This is a genomic window from Kitasatospora sp. NPDC097605 (genome assembly GCF_040302725.1).
Classification (GTDB): domain Bacteria; phylum Actinomycetota; class Actinomycetes; order Streptomycetales; family Streptomycetaceae; genus Kitasatospora.
In genome coordinates this window covers 25875-41238 of sequence record NZ_JBEOSF010000044.1, presented here as the reverse complement: position 1 = coordinate 41238, position 15364 = coordinate 25875, and the positions used below count along the sequence as shown (strand labels likewise).

14 protein-coding genes are annotated in these 15364 nt (G+C 74.5%); 10 read left to right on the top strand and 4 right to left on the bottom strand.

Translation table 11 applies throughout. From position 1 onward, the window contains the following. Nucleotides 1-89: 89 nt before the first annotated feature. The 4 genes from ABTX81_RS33605 (at nucleotide 90) to ABTX81_RS33590 (ending at nucleotide 3792) form a co-directional block, all read left to right on the top strand. Complete coding sequence (locus ABTX81_RS33605; RefSeq protein ID WP_350553582.1) at nucleotides 90-725, top strand: carboxymuconolactone decarboxylase family protein; 636 nt, start codon at nucleotides 90-92, stop codon at nucleotides 723-725. Then, a complete protein-coding gene (locus tag ABTX81_RS33600) occupies nucleotides 722-1600 on the top strand; it encodes an SDR family NAD(P)-dependent oxidoreductase (RefSeq protein ID WP_350553580.1) in 879 nt (292 codons plus the stop codon). The genes ABTX81_RS33605 and ABTX81_RS33600 overlap by 4 nt, the downstream gene beginning before the upstream one ends. 190 nt (nucleotides 1601-1790) lie before the next feature. Next, nucleotides 1791-2861: a carboxymuconolactone decarboxylase family protein gene (locus tag ABTX81_RS33595; RefSeq protein ID WP_350553578.1), complete on the top strand. Its 1071-nt coding sequence runs from the start codon at nucleotides 1791-1793 to the stop codon at nucleotides 2859-2861. Nucleotides 2862-2985: 124 nt separating this feature from the next. Further along, nucleotides 2986-3792: a helix-turn-helix transcriptional regulator gene (locus ABTX81_RS33590; protein WP_350553576.1), complete on the top strand. Its 807-nt coding sequence runs from the start codon at nucleotides 2986-2988 to the stop codon at nucleotides 3790-3792. A 74-nt stretch (nucleotides 3793-3866) separates the two neighbouring features. Here ABTX81_RS33590 and ABTX81_RS33585 read toward each other — a convergent pair whose 3' ends face one another. From ABTX81_RS33585 to ABTX81_RS33570, 4 genes are all read right to left on the bottom strand, one after another. Beyond that, nucleotides 3867-4568, bottom strand: coding sequence for a maleylpyruvate isomerase family mycothiol-dependent enzyme (locus ABTX81_RS33585; protein ID WP_350553574.1), 702 nt, complete (start codon nucleotides 4566-4568; stop codon nucleotides 3867-3869). Between the two features lie 41 nt (nucleotides 4569-4609). After that, entirely contained in the window at nucleotides 4610-5632 is a 1023-nt protein-coding gene (locus tag ABTX81_RS33580; protein ID WP_350553572.1) for an NAD-dependent epimerase/dehydratase family protein, read from the bottom strand. Between the two features lie 56 nt (nucleotides 5633-5688). Continuing rightward, nucleotides 5689-7011, bottom strand: a complete 1323-nt coding sequence (locus ABTX81_RS33575; RefSeq protein ID WP_350553570.1) for an ABC1 kinase family protein — start codon at nucleotides 7009-7011, stop codon at nucleotides 5689-5691. 78 nt (nucleotides 7012-7089) lie between these two features. Further along, a complete protein-coding gene (locus ABTX81_RS33570; protein ID WP_350553568.1) occupies nucleotides 7090-7887 on the bottom strand; it encodes a TIGR03084 family metal-binding protein in 798 nt (265 codons plus the stop codon). A gap of 466 nt (nucleotides 7888-8353) precedes the next feature. Between ABTX81_RS33570 and ABTX81_RS33565 the strand changes: the two genes are divergently transcribed. The 6 genes from ABTX81_RS33565 (at nucleotide 8354) to ABTX81_RS33540 (ending at nucleotide 15171) form a co-directional block, all read left to right on the top strand. Next, entirely contained in the window at nucleotides 8354-9073 is a 720-nt protein-coding gene (locus ABTX81_RS33565) for a helix-turn-helix domain-containing protein (protein WP_350553566.1), read from the top strand. 837 nt (nucleotides 9074-9910) lie between these two features. After that, nucleotides 9911-10402, top strand: a complete 492-nt coding sequence (locus tag ABTX81_RS33560) for a hypothetical protein (protein ID WP_350553564.1) — start codon at nucleotides 9911-9913, stop codon at nucleotides 10400-10402. Between the two features lie 135 nt (nucleotides 10403-10537). Further along, nucleotides 10538-11479 carry a hypothetical protein gene (locus ABTX81_RS33555; RefSeq protein WP_350553562.1) on the top strand — a complete coding sequence of 314 codons (942 nt, stop codon included), beginning with the start codon at nucleotides 10538-10540 and terminating at the stop codon, nucleotides 11477-11479. Nucleotides 11480-11660: 181 nt separating this feature from the next. Next, a complete protein-coding gene (locus tag ABTX81_RS33550) occupies nucleotides 11661-13118 on the top strand; it encodes a peptidoglycan-binding protein (protein ID WP_350553560.1) in 1458 nt (485 codons plus the stop codon). After that, on the top strand, nucleotides 13115-13861 hold the full coding sequence (locus ABTX81_RS33545; protein WP_350553558.1) for an ABC transporter ATP-binding protein: 747 nt from the start codon (nucleotides 13115-13117) through the stop codon (nucleotides 13859-13861). The genes ABTX81_RS33550 and ABTX81_RS33545 overlap by 4 nt, the downstream gene beginning before the upstream one ends. Next, nucleotides 13858-15171: an ABC transporter permease gene (locus tag ABTX81_RS33540; RefSeq protein WP_350553556.1), complete on the top strand. Its 1314-nt coding sequence runs from the start codon at nucleotides 13858-13860 to the stop codon at nucleotides 15169-15171. The genes ABTX81_RS33545 and ABTX81_RS33540 overlap by 4 nt, the downstream gene beginning before the upstream one ends. The last annotated feature ends 193 nt before the right edge of the window (nucleotides 15172-15364 follow it).

The following is a 15364-nucleotide window of genomic DNA, read 5'->3' as shown; positions in this document are numbered from 1 at the left end:
TTGCCCGCCGGGCGGGAATTCCGCGCATTCCCCCGGTATTCGGAAAGGCCCGCGGGCGACCGCACCGTCGAAAGGGAGGGCGAGTACCCATGACCGATCCGAATGTGCTGAGCACGGTTCGCGTCCCGCTGGTGGAGGAGGCCGAGGCCGAGGGCCGGACGAAGGAGCTGTACGACGCGATCAAGTCGCGGATGGGCATCCCCTTCGTCCCGGACATGTTCCGGCTGGTCTCCAGCCGCCCCGACCTGCTGGAGGTCGTGATCGCCGGCTACGGCGGGGTCTTCAACGACGGGGTGCTGCCGCGCGCGACCCGCGAGATGATCTCCGCCTGGAGCTCCAAGGTCAACGGCTGCCCGTACTGCGTCGGCACCCACAACTGGTTCCTGGCCCAGTTCGGCGGCCCCCAGGAGCTGACCGACGCGATCGAGAACGCCCCCTCGGTGGAGGAGCTTCCGGTCGACGAGCGCACCAAGGCGCTGATGCGGCTGGTCACCAAGGTCGGCACCGGCGCCTTCCGGATCACCGACGAGGACTGGGCCGCGACCGAGGCCGCCGGCTGGAACAACGCGGAGATGCTGGAGGCGGTGTTCACCGCCTCCCTGTTCGCCTTCATCAACCGCCTGGTGGACGGCCTGGGCCTGGGCAACTCGGTGGCCCGCAGCCGGATCGCCGCGCAGCCGGAGGACGCCACCGTCTCCGCGGAGCGCCTGGCGGAAGGCAGGTGAGCGGCCGCTCGCGCGCCGTCCTGCTGACCGGCGCGTCCTCCAGCACCGGCCTGTCCTCCGGCACCGGACGGGCCGCCGCGCTGCGGCTGCACCGGGCCGGCCTGCCGGTGTACGCCACCGCGCGGCGGCCCGAGGCGCTGGCCGACCTCGCCGCCGAGGGGATCCGGGTGCTGCGGCTGGACGTCAACGACGAGGAGTCGATGACGGCCGCGGTGAAGACGATCGGCGCCGAGCACGGCGCGGTCGGCACCCTGATCAACAACGCGGCGTACAGCCTCAACGGCACCATCGGGGAGACCCCGCTCGACGAGGTGCGCCGGCAGTTCGAGACCAACCTCTTCGGGCTGTGCCGGCTGACCCAGCTGGTGCTGCCCGGGATGCGGGCGCAGGGCGGCGGCCGGGTGGTCATGATGTCGTCCATCTTCGGCCAGTTCGCCACCCCCGGCCGCGGCTACTACCAGGCCACCAAGCACGCGCTGGAGGCCGTCGGCGACTCGCTGCGCCTGGAGGTGGCCAGGGACGGCATCAAGGTGGTGCTGATCGAACCGTCGCCGGTGCTCGGCGGGTTCGTGCCGATGTCGGTCGCCGACCTCGGGATGTCCGGGCAGGAGCGCGGCGGCCTGTACGACGACTTCTGGCGGTACTTCGTCGACTGGCACGGCGCCTACCGGGAGACCGAGCGCCCGCGCGGCCGGGGCCGGATGGCGGTGCGCGCCGAGACCGTGGCCCGGGTCATCGAAAAGGCCGTCACCAGCGACAACCCGCGGATCCGGTACCGGATCGGGGTGCCCTCCCGGCTGCTGCCGCGGATGCGCTGGACCATCGGCGACGCGCTGTTCGAGCGCTTCGTCCGGGCGTTCTTCCCGGTCCCCTAGCCGGCGGGGTACGGACGCCGGACCTGGGTACACCGCAAGGAAGAAGAAGGAGCTGCCCGTTCCGAATGCCACGATCGGGTGAAGCGTCGACGGAGACGTCGAGGAGCCGAGGGGAGGACCCGCGGATGCCGGCGGGAGACGAGGGACTGACGCACCGCAGCGTTCCGGGGGCAGGGTCCGGAGCGGAGTCGTGAGCGCCGGGCGGCGGCTCGTCCAGGCGCCGCTCCGGGGGCTGTCCCTGCTCCAGGTCCGGTACGTCCCGACCGTGCCGTTCGGCGAGGCCGCCGGCGACACGGCGCGGGTCTACCGGGAGCTGGAACGGGACTTCGGGGTGCTGGCGCCGCCGGTGGCGCTGCACGCCCCGGTGCCGGAGCTGCTCTCCGCCTGCTGGCTGACGCTGCGCGAGACGATGCTGGCCGAGGGGCGCGCCTCGCGGACGGCCAAGGAGGCGGTGGCGGCGGCCGTCTCGGCGGGCAACCGGTGCCCGTTCTGCACCACCGTGCACGGCACCATGCTCGACTCGCTCTCCCTCCGGCCGGTCCCGCGCCGCCGGGCCGGCCGGGCCGGGCGGGCGGCGGACGGGGGCCCGGCCGCCGGGGAGCCGGCGGCCGAGGACCTGGCGGCGTGGACGGCCGTCGGGGGCGAGCCGCCGTTCCCGCCCGAGCTGCTCCCGGAGCTGGCCGGCACGGCGCTCTGCCTGCAGTACCTCAACCGGGTGGTCAACATCTTCCTGGGCCCGCAACCGCTGCCGCCGAACGCCCCGGGCCAGGCGCTCGGCCCGGTGCTCAAGGTGCTGGTCGGCCTGATGCGCGGGTCCGTCCGGAGCGCGGCCGCGCCGGGCACCTCGCTGTCGCTGCTGCCGCCGGCGCCGCTGCCGGCGGACCTGGACTGGGCGGCGGACGATCCGCGGATCGCCGACGCGCTGGCCCGGGCGGCGGCGGCCGTCGACCGGGTCGGCGAGGCGCTGGTGCCCGGGCCGGTCCGGGAGGTGGTGGCCGCCGAAGTGGCCGGCTGGGACGGCGCCGACCCCGGCCTCGGCCGGGCCTGGCTGGACCGCCCCCTGGGCGAACTGCCGCCGGCTGAACGCCCGGTGGGCGAACTCGCGCTGCTCACCGCGCTGGCCTCCTACCGGGTCGACGAGCGGGTCGTGACCGCCGCCCGGACGGCCGGCGCGGGCGGCCGGGAGATTCTCGCCGCCGCTTCCTGGGCCGCTCTGCTGGCGGCCCGGCGACGCGTCCGGCACCTCCTGTCCGGCGGCTGAATCCCGCGCCCGCCCCCTTTCCCCGTTCAGCACTTTCTCCGCGCACCGAAAAACGCCGTGCGATCGATGGCCAGACGCCCCTCGAGAACGCCACCAATTCATCGGACGAGGTTGGAGAGAAGACATGCAGATCGCTGTTGAACGCGCGATAGCGACGATGTGGGACCGGTACGAGGAACCACTCTCGCTCGACGAGATCGCGAACACGGCGATCCTCAGCAAATTCTATTTCTCGCGGGTCTTCCGCACCCTCACCGGCACCTCCCCCGGACGATTCCTCTCCGCCGTCCGGCTGCACCAGGCGAAGACCATGCTGCTGGAAACCGACCTCAGCGTCACCGAGATCTCCTACCGCGTCGGCTACAACAGCCTCGGCACCTTCACCAGCCGCTTCACCCGCAGCGTCAGCCTCTCGCCCGCGCGCTACCGGGCGCTGGCCAGAGCCGGCCTGCCCGAACGGGGCGGGCAACCCGGGACCGGCCCGGCGGCGCACCCCGACGGCGTCCGCCGCACCTGCGCGGTGCACGGCACCATCCAGTCACCGGACACCGGACAGCCGGTGCGGATCTACATCGGCGCGTTCCGCGAACCCATCGTGCAGGGCAGCCCGGTCGCCTGCCAGATCCTGGACGGGCCGGGCCCGTTCACGCTGCGCGTGCCCGAGGGCATCTGGTTCGTCCGGGCGGCCGTGGTCGCCGCGAGCGACTTCCCGGCCCCGCCCTGGGAGCGGCGGCCGCTGCTGGTCGCCTCGGGCCCGGAGCTCTGCGTGCGCCACGGCCACGAGAACGCGCCCGTGCGGCTGGCGGCCCGCCGGCTCACCCCGCTGGACCTGCCGATCCTGCTGGCCCTGCCGGAGCTCGACTCGCTGCGGCTGCCGGGTCAGGCCCCCGGCGCCGCCCCGGTGCGGCTGCCCGCCCTGACCGGGGCGTGAGGGGCCTCCGCACGGCGAACGGGCGGGACCGCTGCTCAGCGGTCCCGCCCGTTCGCCGTGTCCGTACCGCGCGCTCAGCGGCCGACGAGCGGCTCCACCTCGGCCGCGGGCGGCGCGAACGGGCCCCAGGCGAACGCCTCCGCCCACCGCCCGGCCGGCTCCCCGGACCACTCCAGACCTTCGATCTGCGCCCGGGTGCGCCGGCCGGACAGCGAGCGGAACACGTCCACCGCCGCGCCGCGCACCGTCCCGGCCGGCTCGCCCTCCCCCACCACCCAGCTCCGCCCGGGGGTCTCGATCCGCAGCGCCGGCAGCCCGCCGCCGTGCACCGCCAGGCCGAAGCCCATGGTGGTCAGGTCCAGCGCGCCGTCGAACGCGGGGTGGGCGGCCGGCTCGGCGGACGCGTCCAGCCCCAGCCGCAGGTCGACTTCGTGCGAGAACACGTCGAGCAGCAGGATCCGCCGGCGCAGCTCCGGGCTGCGGTCCAGGGCCGCGGGCAGCTCGCCGTCCAGCCCGCTCCAGCGGTCGAGCAGCCCGGCCACCGGGACGTCCGCCAGCGGGCCCAGGTCGATCTGGTTGTCCTCCAGGGCGACGAACGACTCGCAGATGTGCACCAGGTGCCCGATCAGGTCCCGCACGCTCCAGTCCGGACACGCGGGCACGCCGACGGCGGCCGGGTCCGGCAGGCCGGCCACCAGGGCGGTGATCGCCTCCCGGCTGCGCCGGTAGACCAGGTACTGCTCCGCCGGATCGTGCTGGGTCCGCTCCGCTGTCACGGTCGTCTCCTCGGGTTCCGGGCCGCCGGGCGGCGGCGCCGTCATGATGGGGTCCGTTCGCCCGCGGCGCCCGCCTGGCGCCGCGTCAGCCGACCCGTCCGGTACAGCCAGTGGACGGTGTCGGCCATCGTCTCCTCGACCGGCCGGGAATCGGGAGCGCCGACCGTGGCGGCCGCCGCGACCGGCACCGCGTGGACGCAGGTGTAGGCCGCGCCGTACTCGGCCGGGAGGTGCCAGGGCCACCAGCGCTGCACGGCGTCGGCGAGCCGGGCCGCCGGGAGCATCGCCCGGCCGGGCAGCCGGGCGGCGGGCAGGGCGCGGCCGGTGGCCGTCCGCAGGGCCGCCAGGTAGTCGGCGGTGGTGAGGTAGCGGTTGGGGGTGAAGACCCGGGCCGGGGCGTCCGTCGCCGGCGTGGTGGCGAGGCCGGCCAGGACGGCGGCGGTGTCCCGGACGTCGCCGAGCGGGAAGCCGCCGGTGGGCCAGAGCGGCATCAGACCGCGCAGCGCGTCGCGCAGCCGGCCGGTCTGGTCGCCGGGCCCCGGGTCGTGCGGCCCGAGCAGGGCGGGCGGGTAGGCGATCCGGACCGGGGCGCCCTCCTCCCGGAGCCGCCGGGCGACCCGTTCGCAGGCCGCCTTGCTGGCCAGGTAGGGCTCCGCCGGCCGGCCCACGGCGCTGTCGGCGTGCAGCTCCGGGTCGGCGCTGGGGATCAGCGCGCCGACGGTCGACACGTGCACCACCGCGCCGGCGCCGGAGCGCACCGCGGCCCGCAGGACCGTCTCGGTGCCCAGCACATTGGTGCGGGCGATGTCGCCGCGGCGTCTGCGGTCGAAGGAGTACACCGACCCGAGGTGCACCACCGCGTCGGCGCCCTCGCACAGCCGGGCCGCCGCGGCCGCGTCGGTGACGTCGCCGACGACGGTCCGCACGGCGTCCGGATCCAGGCCGAGCGGGCCGAGCGCGGGCGCCACGCGCGCCGGGTCGCGGACCAGCAACCGCACCCGGGCCCCGGCGGCCACCAGGGCGGCGACGGTGTGCGAGCCGAGGAAGCCGGTTCCCCCGGTCACCGCGACCAGCCCGGCGGACCCTCCGCCGGCCCGTCCGCCGGCTCGTCCGGCGGCGGTCACGGGGTGACCACGGGCGCGTCGGCGGTGGGCGGCGTGGGCGGACGGCGGGCGGCGTCCACCTGGACGTCCTTGGCGAAGGAGGCCATCAGCACGGGGACGGCCTCGGCCTGGAAGTCGACCTCGGAGTCGAACTCCTTGATCATCCCCTCCAGCACCAGCAGCGACAGCAGCGGGAAGGCGAACTCGGCCGCGGCGAACACCCCGAAGTCCCGCTGCAGCTTGAACAGCCGGGGCGCGAACGCGGCGAGCTCGAAGTCCTTGGACAGCGCCCCCGCGACCTCGTCCACCAGGTCCGTCACGGCGGTCCGGAAGCCCTCGCGGTCGAGGTCCCCGGGCAGCCGCGCGGCGCTGTCCAGCACGATGTCGGCGCACTTCGGGCCGTTGCCCTGCGCCATGTTGAGGAAGAAGCCGGCGAACGAGCGCCGGACGGCGTCGGGCAGGCGCACCACGAACCCGGCGTCGAGGACCACCACCCGGCCCTCGCCGTCCAGGCAGAGGTTGCCGGGGTGCAGGTCGCAGTGGACCAGGCCGTCGACGAAGAGCATCCGGTAGACGGCCCGGAGCACGTCGCGGACCACCTCCTGACGGCGCTCCATGGTCATCCCCAGCGGCCGGAAGCGGCCGATGCCGGGGATGAACTCCATGGTGAGCACCCGCGGCCCGGACAGGTCCTCGACCGGCGCCGGGATCCGCAGGTCGGTGTGGGCGCCCAGGTTGGCGCGCAGCAGGAGCAGGGCGTCGCGCTCGGCGGTGAAGTCGAGCTGGTGCAGGACCGCGCCGCCGAGCTGGCCGATCATCTCCTCGGCGGGCAGGTCCCGCATGCCCGGCAGCACCCGCCCGGCGCGGGCGCCGAGCAGGGCCAGCCGCAGGTCGGCCTCCAGCACCCGTCGGATGCCGTGCCGCTGCACCTTGACGGCGACCTCGGTGCCGTCGGCGAGCCGGGCGCGGTGGACGCTGGCGATGCTGCCGCAGGCCACCGGCTCCCACGTGAACTCGGCGAAGGCGTCGGTGAGTCCGGCCTCGGCGAGGGTGCGGGCCACCTCGGCGCGGCGCGGCGGGCGGACCTCGTCGGCCAGCTCGGCGAGCGCGTCGCACCAGTGCTCGGGGAGCAGGTCACGGCGGGTGCTGACCAGTTGGCCGGCCTTGACGAAGAACGGGCCCAGCGCGGTCAGCAGCCGCGGCGCCCGGTCCGCCAGCCGGGCCCGGCCGCCGCGGGTCGCCAACTGCGGCAGCGCGGCGGCCAGGTGGGCGGTGATGATCGACGCGGTGGTGCAGGCCCGTCCGGCCAGCACCCACCGACTCGTCCGTTGTTCTGGCACGGCACCTCCAGGGTTTCCTCGTCGCGGGCGGGCCGAAGCGGCCCGAGAGCGAGGAAACCAGCCGCCCGAGTGGCCGATCTATACGCGATATTGCCCAATGCGACCGCGGTCCGGGCCGGGCCGGCCCGGGTAGGTCTGGGCGATGCCCAGCCAGTGGTCGGCCGCCGCGCCGACGGCCGTCAGCGCGAGGTCGTCGCGATGCCTGCGCCGGGTGACGAGCAGGCAGAAGTCGGCGGCCGGGCCGTGGATCCGCTGCCCGGCGTCCTCGGGGCCGAACGCCCAGGAGACGCCGGACGGGGCGGTCAGCTCGAACCGGAACGGCTCGGCGGGCGGCTCCAGACCGCGGGCCCGGTACGCCAGGTCCCGGGTCCTGGTGCCCAGGAAGGCGATGTGGCCGATCCGGTCGGTGAAGACGTACGGGACGCCGAGGGCCTCGTGGACGTCCTGGCCGTGCGCGAACAGCTCCATCAGCGCCACCGCGGCGAGCACGCTCGCCGGCAGCGGCCCGGCCAGCCAGGGCACCGGCTCCCGCCGGGGCGTGGCGGCGAGCGCCTGCTCGGCGGCGGCCCGGCACCGGGCCCAGCGGCGCAGCAGGTCGGGGACGGGCTCGGCGAGGCCTTCGGCGAGCCGGGCCGCCATACCGGTCTCGAAGTCCTCCCGGACCGGCGCGGTCTCGGCCTCGAAGGCGGCCGGGTCGCGCACCCCGAGGTCGACCAGGTGGCCGACCAGCGCCAGGTGCGCCACCTGGTGCCGGACCGTCCAGCCCGCAGCCGGGGTCGGCGCGGACCACTGGCCGGGTGACAGGTCCGCCACCAGCCGGGCAAGTTCGGCCCCTTCCGTCGCCAGGTCGACGCAGACGTCCTGCATTGCGGTCATGTGGACATTCCCTTCCCTGCCGAAGCACGCTCAATCCGATCCCGCGTTTCATTTTCCGGACACCGGCCCGTACGCGCTTCTCCGGACGTGCCCCCCGGTATCCGACACCGGACATTCGTGGACGTATAGGTCGCCGCCATCGGCAGCCGACTTTAGATCCTCCGCCCACACCGCAATCCAGAAGGTGCGAAAGTCACCCGACAGCAAAACGATGTGTCTGCGCCAAACCCGGCCGAGGCGCCGCCCGGCCGGTTCCGATCAGAAGCGGGAGCATCGCAGCAGATGAGGGAGCCACCGAGTCGTTGATCCCACGCGGCGTCCCCCCGCACGGACCGGGCAGCACCGGGCGGGGCGGGCGTTGGCCCGCAGACCCCGTGCAGACCCGGCTAGATCACCGATACCAACGACACAGGTGGGGGATTTCCGGATGCCTATTGCGGCGGCGATAGAGCGCAGTATAGACACCATGTGGCAGAACTACGCGGATCCGCTTTCCCTTGAGCAACTGGCCAGGACAGCCTCCTACAGCAAATTCCACTACACCCGGATATTCAATCAGCTGACCGGCACGTCACCGGGCCGGTTCCTCACCGCGATCCGGCTCTACATGGCCAAGCGGCACCTCCTGGAGACCCCGGCCAGCGTCACCGACATCTCCTACCGGGTGGGCTACAACAGCCTGGGCACCTTCACCAGCCGCTTCACCCGCAGCGTCGGCGTCCCGCCGACCCGCTACCGCTTACTCGCCCAGGGCGACGACCTCCCGGCGCTCACCCCGCCGGCCGGCCGGCCCGCCCGCGGCCTGTCCACCGTCACCGGCCAGCTCTTCTTCCCCTCCGACGTCGGCCGGGTCCGGGTCTACGTGGGCGCCTTCAACACCCCGATCGTCGAGGGCTACCCGCAGTCCTGCGACATCCTGGACGAGGCCCGGCCGTTCCGCCTCGACGTCCCCGACGGCCAGTGGTTCATCCGGGCCGCCGCGGTGGCCACCGACGACGACCGGCCCAGACCCCAGATCCGCCCGCCCAGACTCGTCGGCTCGGGCTGGGCCGTCCGCGCCCGCGGCGGCCGCGTCTACGGCACCGACGTCCAGCTCCGCGAGGTCACCCAGCTCGACCTGCCGATCCTGCTGGCGCTGCCGGAACTGGACGGCGCCCGCCGTGTCCCGCTGCCCGCCTCCCCGTGAAGGGCCGCATCCCGCACGCGCGGTGGGGCGCCGACCACAGCACTCGACACCCCGACCGCCCGCCGGGCCTCCGAGGCCGGACTGGCCGGGATGCCCGAACTCGAGGCCGCCGCCAACGCCGCGGCCGCCGACGCGGAGGCAGACCGCACGGCGGACGCCGGACTCCATCTGTTCATCGCCGAACTCTCCGGCTCCCGGCGTCCGCTGGAGGCCGGACAGGGGATCCGGCACGAGCCGGCCCGGCTGCTCGCCCACCACCCCGGCGGCACGGGGTCCCGCACACGCCCGACCGACGGCACCGCGCCCTCGCCCCGGCGATCGAGGCCGGCGGCCCGGCGCGGGCACGCGAACAGTTCACGATCCACGCCGAGGCGGCCGCCGACCTGTTCCTCCCCTTCGTCCGGCAACCATCGCGCCCCACCTGACGGACCGGGGGAAATCCCCGGGGGCGGAGCAGCCGGGACCGTCGCCGACGAACCTTGACATGGTTCGGACATGTCGGGAAATAGTGATCAAATTTCCATACAAACAAGTCCGACACAAAGATCAAGCGTTATCAAAGCGTTATCAAATTATATAACGTATGCCCGATTTGACTCGGCCTCATGATGATGTGATGTGGTCATGTTCGCCTGGGGCAGGCGAGCAGCAGGGGGTGGGTGTTCCGCGCGGAGAGGCCCTCGCCTCCGCGGCGGCAATGATTCAGGGCCGGCGGCAGGACGTGCACCCCCCCGATCCATCGAGAGATGCTCCCGAGCAAGTGCTGAATGAGAATTCCGCCGTGCCCGGATTCCCGGGCGCGGGGGAATTCCCGAAGACACCGCGAAAGGGAATACCATGAGGATCAAGTCGAATTTCGTCGCGCGCGGAGCGGTGGTCGCCGCCACCCTCACCGCCACGCTGGCCGGCTCGCTGGTCGTCGCGGGCGAGGCCAGTGCCACGGACTACTTCGTGTCGGACAACTGCATGGTCAACACGAGCCCCGACTGCACCGACGGCACGAACGTGCTGTACGTCCACTACAACTCGGTCGACGCGAACGGCTACACCAACAGCGCGCGTGCGAAGTTCCTCGGCAACGTCCCCGACTACTCCGGGGCGGGGATCAACATCCACTACATCTTCTCCGGCGCCGCCGGCAACGGGCAGGGCGTGAAGAACAACGCGGCCTCCGTGCTCGCCTGCTCGTCGAACGCGAACTACCGCGTCTACTACAACTCCAACTACGGCGGCCACGCCCAGTACATCTCGGGCGACTACGGCTGCAACAACGGCGTCAACCTCGACTCGACGCTCAAGAACAACAACGCCTCGCAGGCCTGGGCCTGATCGGTCGGCCCCCGGGCCTCCTGAACGGTTCGCCCGGCCCGTTCCAGGGGCCGGGCGAACCGGACCGGCACGTCATCGCAACCATCGCAGCCCCCGCACGGCGACCGACACCCACCTCCGCGAGAAAGCGATCCCATGACCGGTGAACCGCTCCGCCCACGCCTACGGACTCCCGCCGGAAGGGTCGCGGCGGCGTTGCTCGCGGGCGGTGCCCTCCTGGGTGTCGGCGCCTGCTCCGACTCGGCCCCGTCCGGACCGAAGGACGACCAGGGCGCGGGGGCGCCGCCGGCCGTCGCGCAGAGCGGTCTGACCAAGGGCCTGGCACTCCCGATGGCGGCCTACATGGAGAACTACCCGCAGCGCGTGACCATCGACCGGGCGGTCGGCCTGCTCACCCGCGACTGCATGGCCCGCTTCGGACTCTCCTACGATCCGCCGGCGCCCGACGCGAACCCCGCGAGCATCTACGACGACACCAACATGGTCCGCCGGTACGGCCTCACCGACCGCGAGTCGGCGGCCAAGCTCGGCTACGGCCTGGGCACCGAGTCCTACACCCCGCCGCCCGCGCCGAAGATGAGCGCCGCACAGGTCGCGGTGTTCAGCGGCCGCGTGGAGCTGAAGCCGGACGCGCCCGAGGCCCCGCCGACCTTCAACGGCATCCCCATCCCCCGGGAGGGCTGCCGTCGGGAGGCGCGCAACAAGGTCGGCGGGATCCTGGACACCGGCCTGTCGGGCCGGCTCGACAACGAGAGCTTCGACACCTCCAAGGCCGCCCCCGAGGTGCAGGCGGCGCTGGCCCAGTGGTCGTCCTGCATGGCGGGGAAGGGCTACACCGTCGACCTCCCCGAGAACGCCTTCAGGCTCGCGCCCAGGAACAGCTCCGGCGCGGTGGGCTCGGCCGAGATCACGCTCGCCCTCGCGGACGTCGACTGCAAGGAGTCGGTGAACCTGGTCGGCGTCTGGTTCGAGACCGAGAGCCGGATCCAGCGGGAGCTCATCGAGAAGAACCAACTCGCCCTCACCGAGATCCGCGACCGGATCGAGGCGGCCGTGAAGGCCGCCGCCGCCCGGTGACCGGCCGGGCCTGACGGACCCGGGGCCGGCCGCCGGCCCTCCGTCCGCACCTCTCATCTCGCGCATCCGTGGCCGACCAGGGACAGGAACGAGCGAAGTGAACGTCATGGAGCAAGCCGGAGAGCCGTCCGAGCCGCCGCAGGCGTCCGGGCGACGGCTGGTACGACGCAGGCGGGCCATCATGGCCACCGCGCTGGGCGCCGCGCTGGTGTCGGTCGGCGCGGTGGCCGGCTCGTCCTTCGTCCAGTCCCCCGCGCAGGCGGCGGCCGACGCCGGGCCGCCGCGGGCCAGCACCGTGACCGCCCCGGTCACCTCGCAGGTGCTGCGCAGCACCGTGGTCCTGCGCGGCACCTTCTCGGAGGGGAAGAAGACCTCGGTGACCCCCACCTCGGTCGCCGCCACGGCCGGCAACCCGGGCGGGGCGAGCGCGGTCGTCACCCGGCTGCTGGCCGGGCCCGGCGACGAGGTCCAGCCCGGTGTCCCGCTGGTGGAGTACTCGGGACGCCCGGTGTTCGCCCTGGAGGGCCCGCTGCCGTTCTACCGCGATCTGACGCCCGGTGAGTCCGGCGCCGACGTCGAGCAGTTGCAGACCGCGCTCGGCAAGCTGGGCCACGACGTCGGAGCCGACACGCCCGGGACGTTCGGGCCGGGGACCAAGCGGGCCCTCACGGCGCTGTACACGGCCATGGGCTACCAGGTCCCCGTCACCGGAGCGACCACCGCGGCCGCGGTGAAGGCGGCCCGGCAGGAGGCGGACCAGGCCCGGGCCGCGTTGAAGGAGGCCCAGCGGTCGTCGGCGCCCCCGGCCACGACGGCCTCCGCCCCGTCCCCGGGCGCCGCCGCGGGCGGCGGGGCCGACCCCGGGAAGACGGCCGATCCGGGCAGGACGGCCGATCCGGGGAGGGGCACCACCCCGGGAGCCGGCGCGGCGCCCGCCCCGGACCTCGCGGAGCTCCGCCGGCGGGTCGCCCAGGCCGAGGAGGCGCTGCGGCAGGCGGAGAGCGTGGACGGGCCGATGCTGCCCGCCTCGGAGTGCGTCTACCTGCCCTCCCGGCCCACCCGGGTGGCCGCCCTGCCGCTGGAGGTCGGCGACGCGGTCAAGGGCCCGGTGGTCACCCTGGTGCGGGGGGAGACGCAGCTGGTCGGCATGCTGGACCCGGCGCGCGCCGGCCTCGTCAAGGCCGGGATGGCGGCGCAGGTGCTCTCCGAGACCCAGGGCCGGGAGGCGAAGGCCACCGTGGCCTCGGTCGGGAGCCTGGTCGCGCCCGGTGACGCGCGGCCGGCGCAGCCGGGCAAGGGCGGCGAGCCCACCGGGCCCCCGCCGCAGGCGGTCAACGGAGGCGCGGCCTACGTGCCGCTGGCGATCAGTCCGGCCGAGCCGTGGGACAAGGCCTGGGCGGGCCAGGAGGTCCGGATCACCATCACCTCGGCGACGACCTCCGAGGCCGTCCTGGCGGTGCCCGAGGCGGCGGTCCTCGCCGGAGCGGACACCCGCACCCATGTCACCACGATGGCGCCGGACGGCACCCGGCGCCTGGTGAACGTCACCACCGGGCCGTCCGCCGACGGGCTGGTCCAGGTGACGGCCGCCGACGGCGGGCACCTGGCGCCGGGCGACCGGGTGGTGATCGGCGAGTGACCACCGCCGCCGTCCACCCCGCCGCCGCGCCGCCGGCCCCGGCGGAACCGGTGATCGAGCTGGTCCGGCTGGCCCGGTCCTTCCCGGGCCCCCCGCCGGTCGACGCCCTGCACCCGACCGACCTGACCGTCCGGCAGGGCGAGTACCTGGCCGTCACCGGCCCGTCCGGCTCCGGGAAGTCGACCCTGCTCAACCTCCTGGGCCTGCTGGACCGCCCCACCTCGGGCAGCTACCGCTTCCGCGGGGCGGACGTCGGGGAACTGGACGAGGCCGGGCGCACCGCCCTGCGCGGACGGCGGATCGGCTTCGTCTTCCAGGCCTTCCACCTCGTCCCGCACCGCACCACCGTGGAGAACGTCGCCCTCGCGCGGCTCTACGTCACCCACACCCGCCGGGAGCGCCGCGAGCGCCGGGCCGCCGCCGAGGCCGTGCTGCGCCGGGTCGGGCTCGCCCACCGCCTGGACGCCGTGCCCACCACCCTCTCCGGCGGGGAGCGCCAGCGCGTCGCCGTGGCCCGGGCCCTGGTCAACGCCCCGGACCTGCTGCTGTGCGACGAACCCACCGGCAACCTCGACTCCGGCACCGCCGGCACGGTGCTCGACCTCATCGACGACCTGCACGCCGACGGCGTCACGGTGATCGTCATCACCCACGACCCGGGGGTGGCCGCCCGGGCCTCCCGCCGGGTCGCCATCCTGGACGGCCGGCTCCGGCAGGACACCACCGACGGGCGGGACTCATGACTTCCCCGGTACCTCCGAGCCGGGCCCGCCGGCTCCGCTCCGCCGTCCGCGCCCGCCGGACCCGCCGGGCCGGGTACACCCGCCTGGGCGTCCACGACCTCGTCGGCGAGGCCGTCACCGGTCTGATCCAGCGGCCGGCCAGATCCGTGCTCACCATGCTCGGCACGGTCCTCGGCGTCGGGGTGTTCGTCGCGGTGCTGGCCCTGACCACGACCGTCACCCACCAGATCGGCAAGTCCTTCGACCTCCTCCAGGCCACCACCGTCACCGTCACGGACACCCCGACGGCGGCCCCGAAGAGCGCCCCCGTGCCGGGGGAGGAACCGCGCACCGGCTTCCCCGCGGACACCGACGCGCGGCTGGCCCGGCTCAACGGCGTCGTCGACGGCGGCCTCTGGTGGACCGTCCCGCTGCGCGACCCCGCCATCGGCACCAAGCCCGCCGGTTCCACCACGGCCCCGGGGCGGCAGGGCGGCGGAATCGGCCTGTACGCCGCCACCCCGGGGGCGCTCGCCGCGATGCAGCCCACCCTCAGGAGCGGGGTGCTGTTCAACTCCTTCCACCAGGAGCGCGGCGAACGGGTCTGTCTCCTCGGCGCCGCCGCGGCCCGGCTGCTGGGCATCACCCGGGTCGACGACCAGCCGGCGGTCTTCGTCGACGACACCGCCTACACCGTGGTCGGCATCATCGCCGAGACCCAGCGGCTGCCCGAGTCCCTGCTCGGCGTGATCGTCCCCGCCCGCACCGCGCTGACCGCCTACGGCCCGCCGAACGACCGGCCCGCGCAGGCCGTCATCCGCGTCCGCCTCGGGGCCGCCCAGCTGATCGCCGGCCAGGCGCCGCAGGCCCTGCGCCCGGACCAGCCGCGGCTGCTGAAGGCCGTCGCCCCGCCCGACCCGCGTTCGCTGCGGGACAAGGTCAGCACCGACCTGTCGGGCCTCTTCCTGCTGCTCGCGGCGATCTGCCTCGCCGTCGGCGCGCTCGGGATCGCCAACACCACCCTCGTCGCCGTGCTGGAGCGCACCGGGGAGATCGGACTGCGCCGGGCGCTCGGCGCCCGCCCCCGCCACATCGGCGCCCAGTTCCTCGCCGAGTCCACCGCCCTGGGCACCCTCGGCGGACTGATCGGTACCAGCCTCGGCGTCCTGACCGTGATCGCCATCGCCGTCGCCAAGCAGTGGACGGCCGTCATCGAACCCCTCACCGTCCTGCCCGCGCCGCTCATCGGCGGTCTCGTCGGCCTGGTGGCCGGCTGTTACCCCGCGCTGCGGGCGGCACGCGTCGAGCCCCTCGAAGCACTGCGCCGCTGACCCCCGGACCGCCCGCCCGCGGTCGCGTCCACCCGGCCGGCCGGCGCAGCCCCGACCGGCCCGTCGGACCGGAGAGCCCACCGGGCCCTCCTCCGGCGGGCCGGCCGTTTCCCTCCGCCCGACACACCGAGAGGCACCACGTGTCCGTACCCCGCCGGCCGCTCCTGGGATTACCCGGGACGGCCGTCCTCAG

Bases quoted from the DNA above. Each gene is read 5' to 3' on its own strand.
- ABTX81_RS33605 (WP_350553582.1), top strand. From the start codon at position 90: ATGACCGATCCGAATGTGCTGAGCACGGTTCGCGTCCCGCTGGTGGAG.
- ABTX81_RS33590 (WP_350553576.1), top strand. From the start codon at position 2,986: ATGCAGATCGCTGTTGAACGCGCGATAGCGACGATGTGGGACCGGTAC.
- ABTX81_RS33570 (WP_350553568.1), bottom strand. From the start codon at position 7,887: ATGACCGCAATGCAGGACGTCTGCGTCGACCTGGCGACGGAAGGGGCC.
- ABTX81_RS33565 (WP_350553566.1), top strand. From the start codon at position 8,354: ATGTGGCAGAACTACGCGGATCCGCTTTCCCTTGAGCAACTGGCCAGG.
- ABTX81_RS33560 (WP_350553564.1), top strand. From the start codon at position 9,911: ATGAGGATCAAGTCGAATTTCGTCGCGCGCGGAGCGGTGGTCGCCGCC.
- ABTX81_RS33555 (WP_350553562.1), top strand. From the start codon at position 10,538: ATGACCGGTGAACCGCTCCGCCCACGCCTACGGACTCCCGCCGGAAGG.
- ABTX81_RS33550 (WP_350553560.1), top strand. From the start codon at position 11,661: ATGGCCACCGCGCTGGGCGCCGCGCTGGTGTCGGTCGGCGCGGTGGCC.
- ABTX81_RS33540 (WP_350553556.1), top strand. From the start codon at position 13,858: ATGACTTCCCCGGTACCTCCGAGCCGGGCCCGCCGGCTCCGCTCCGCC.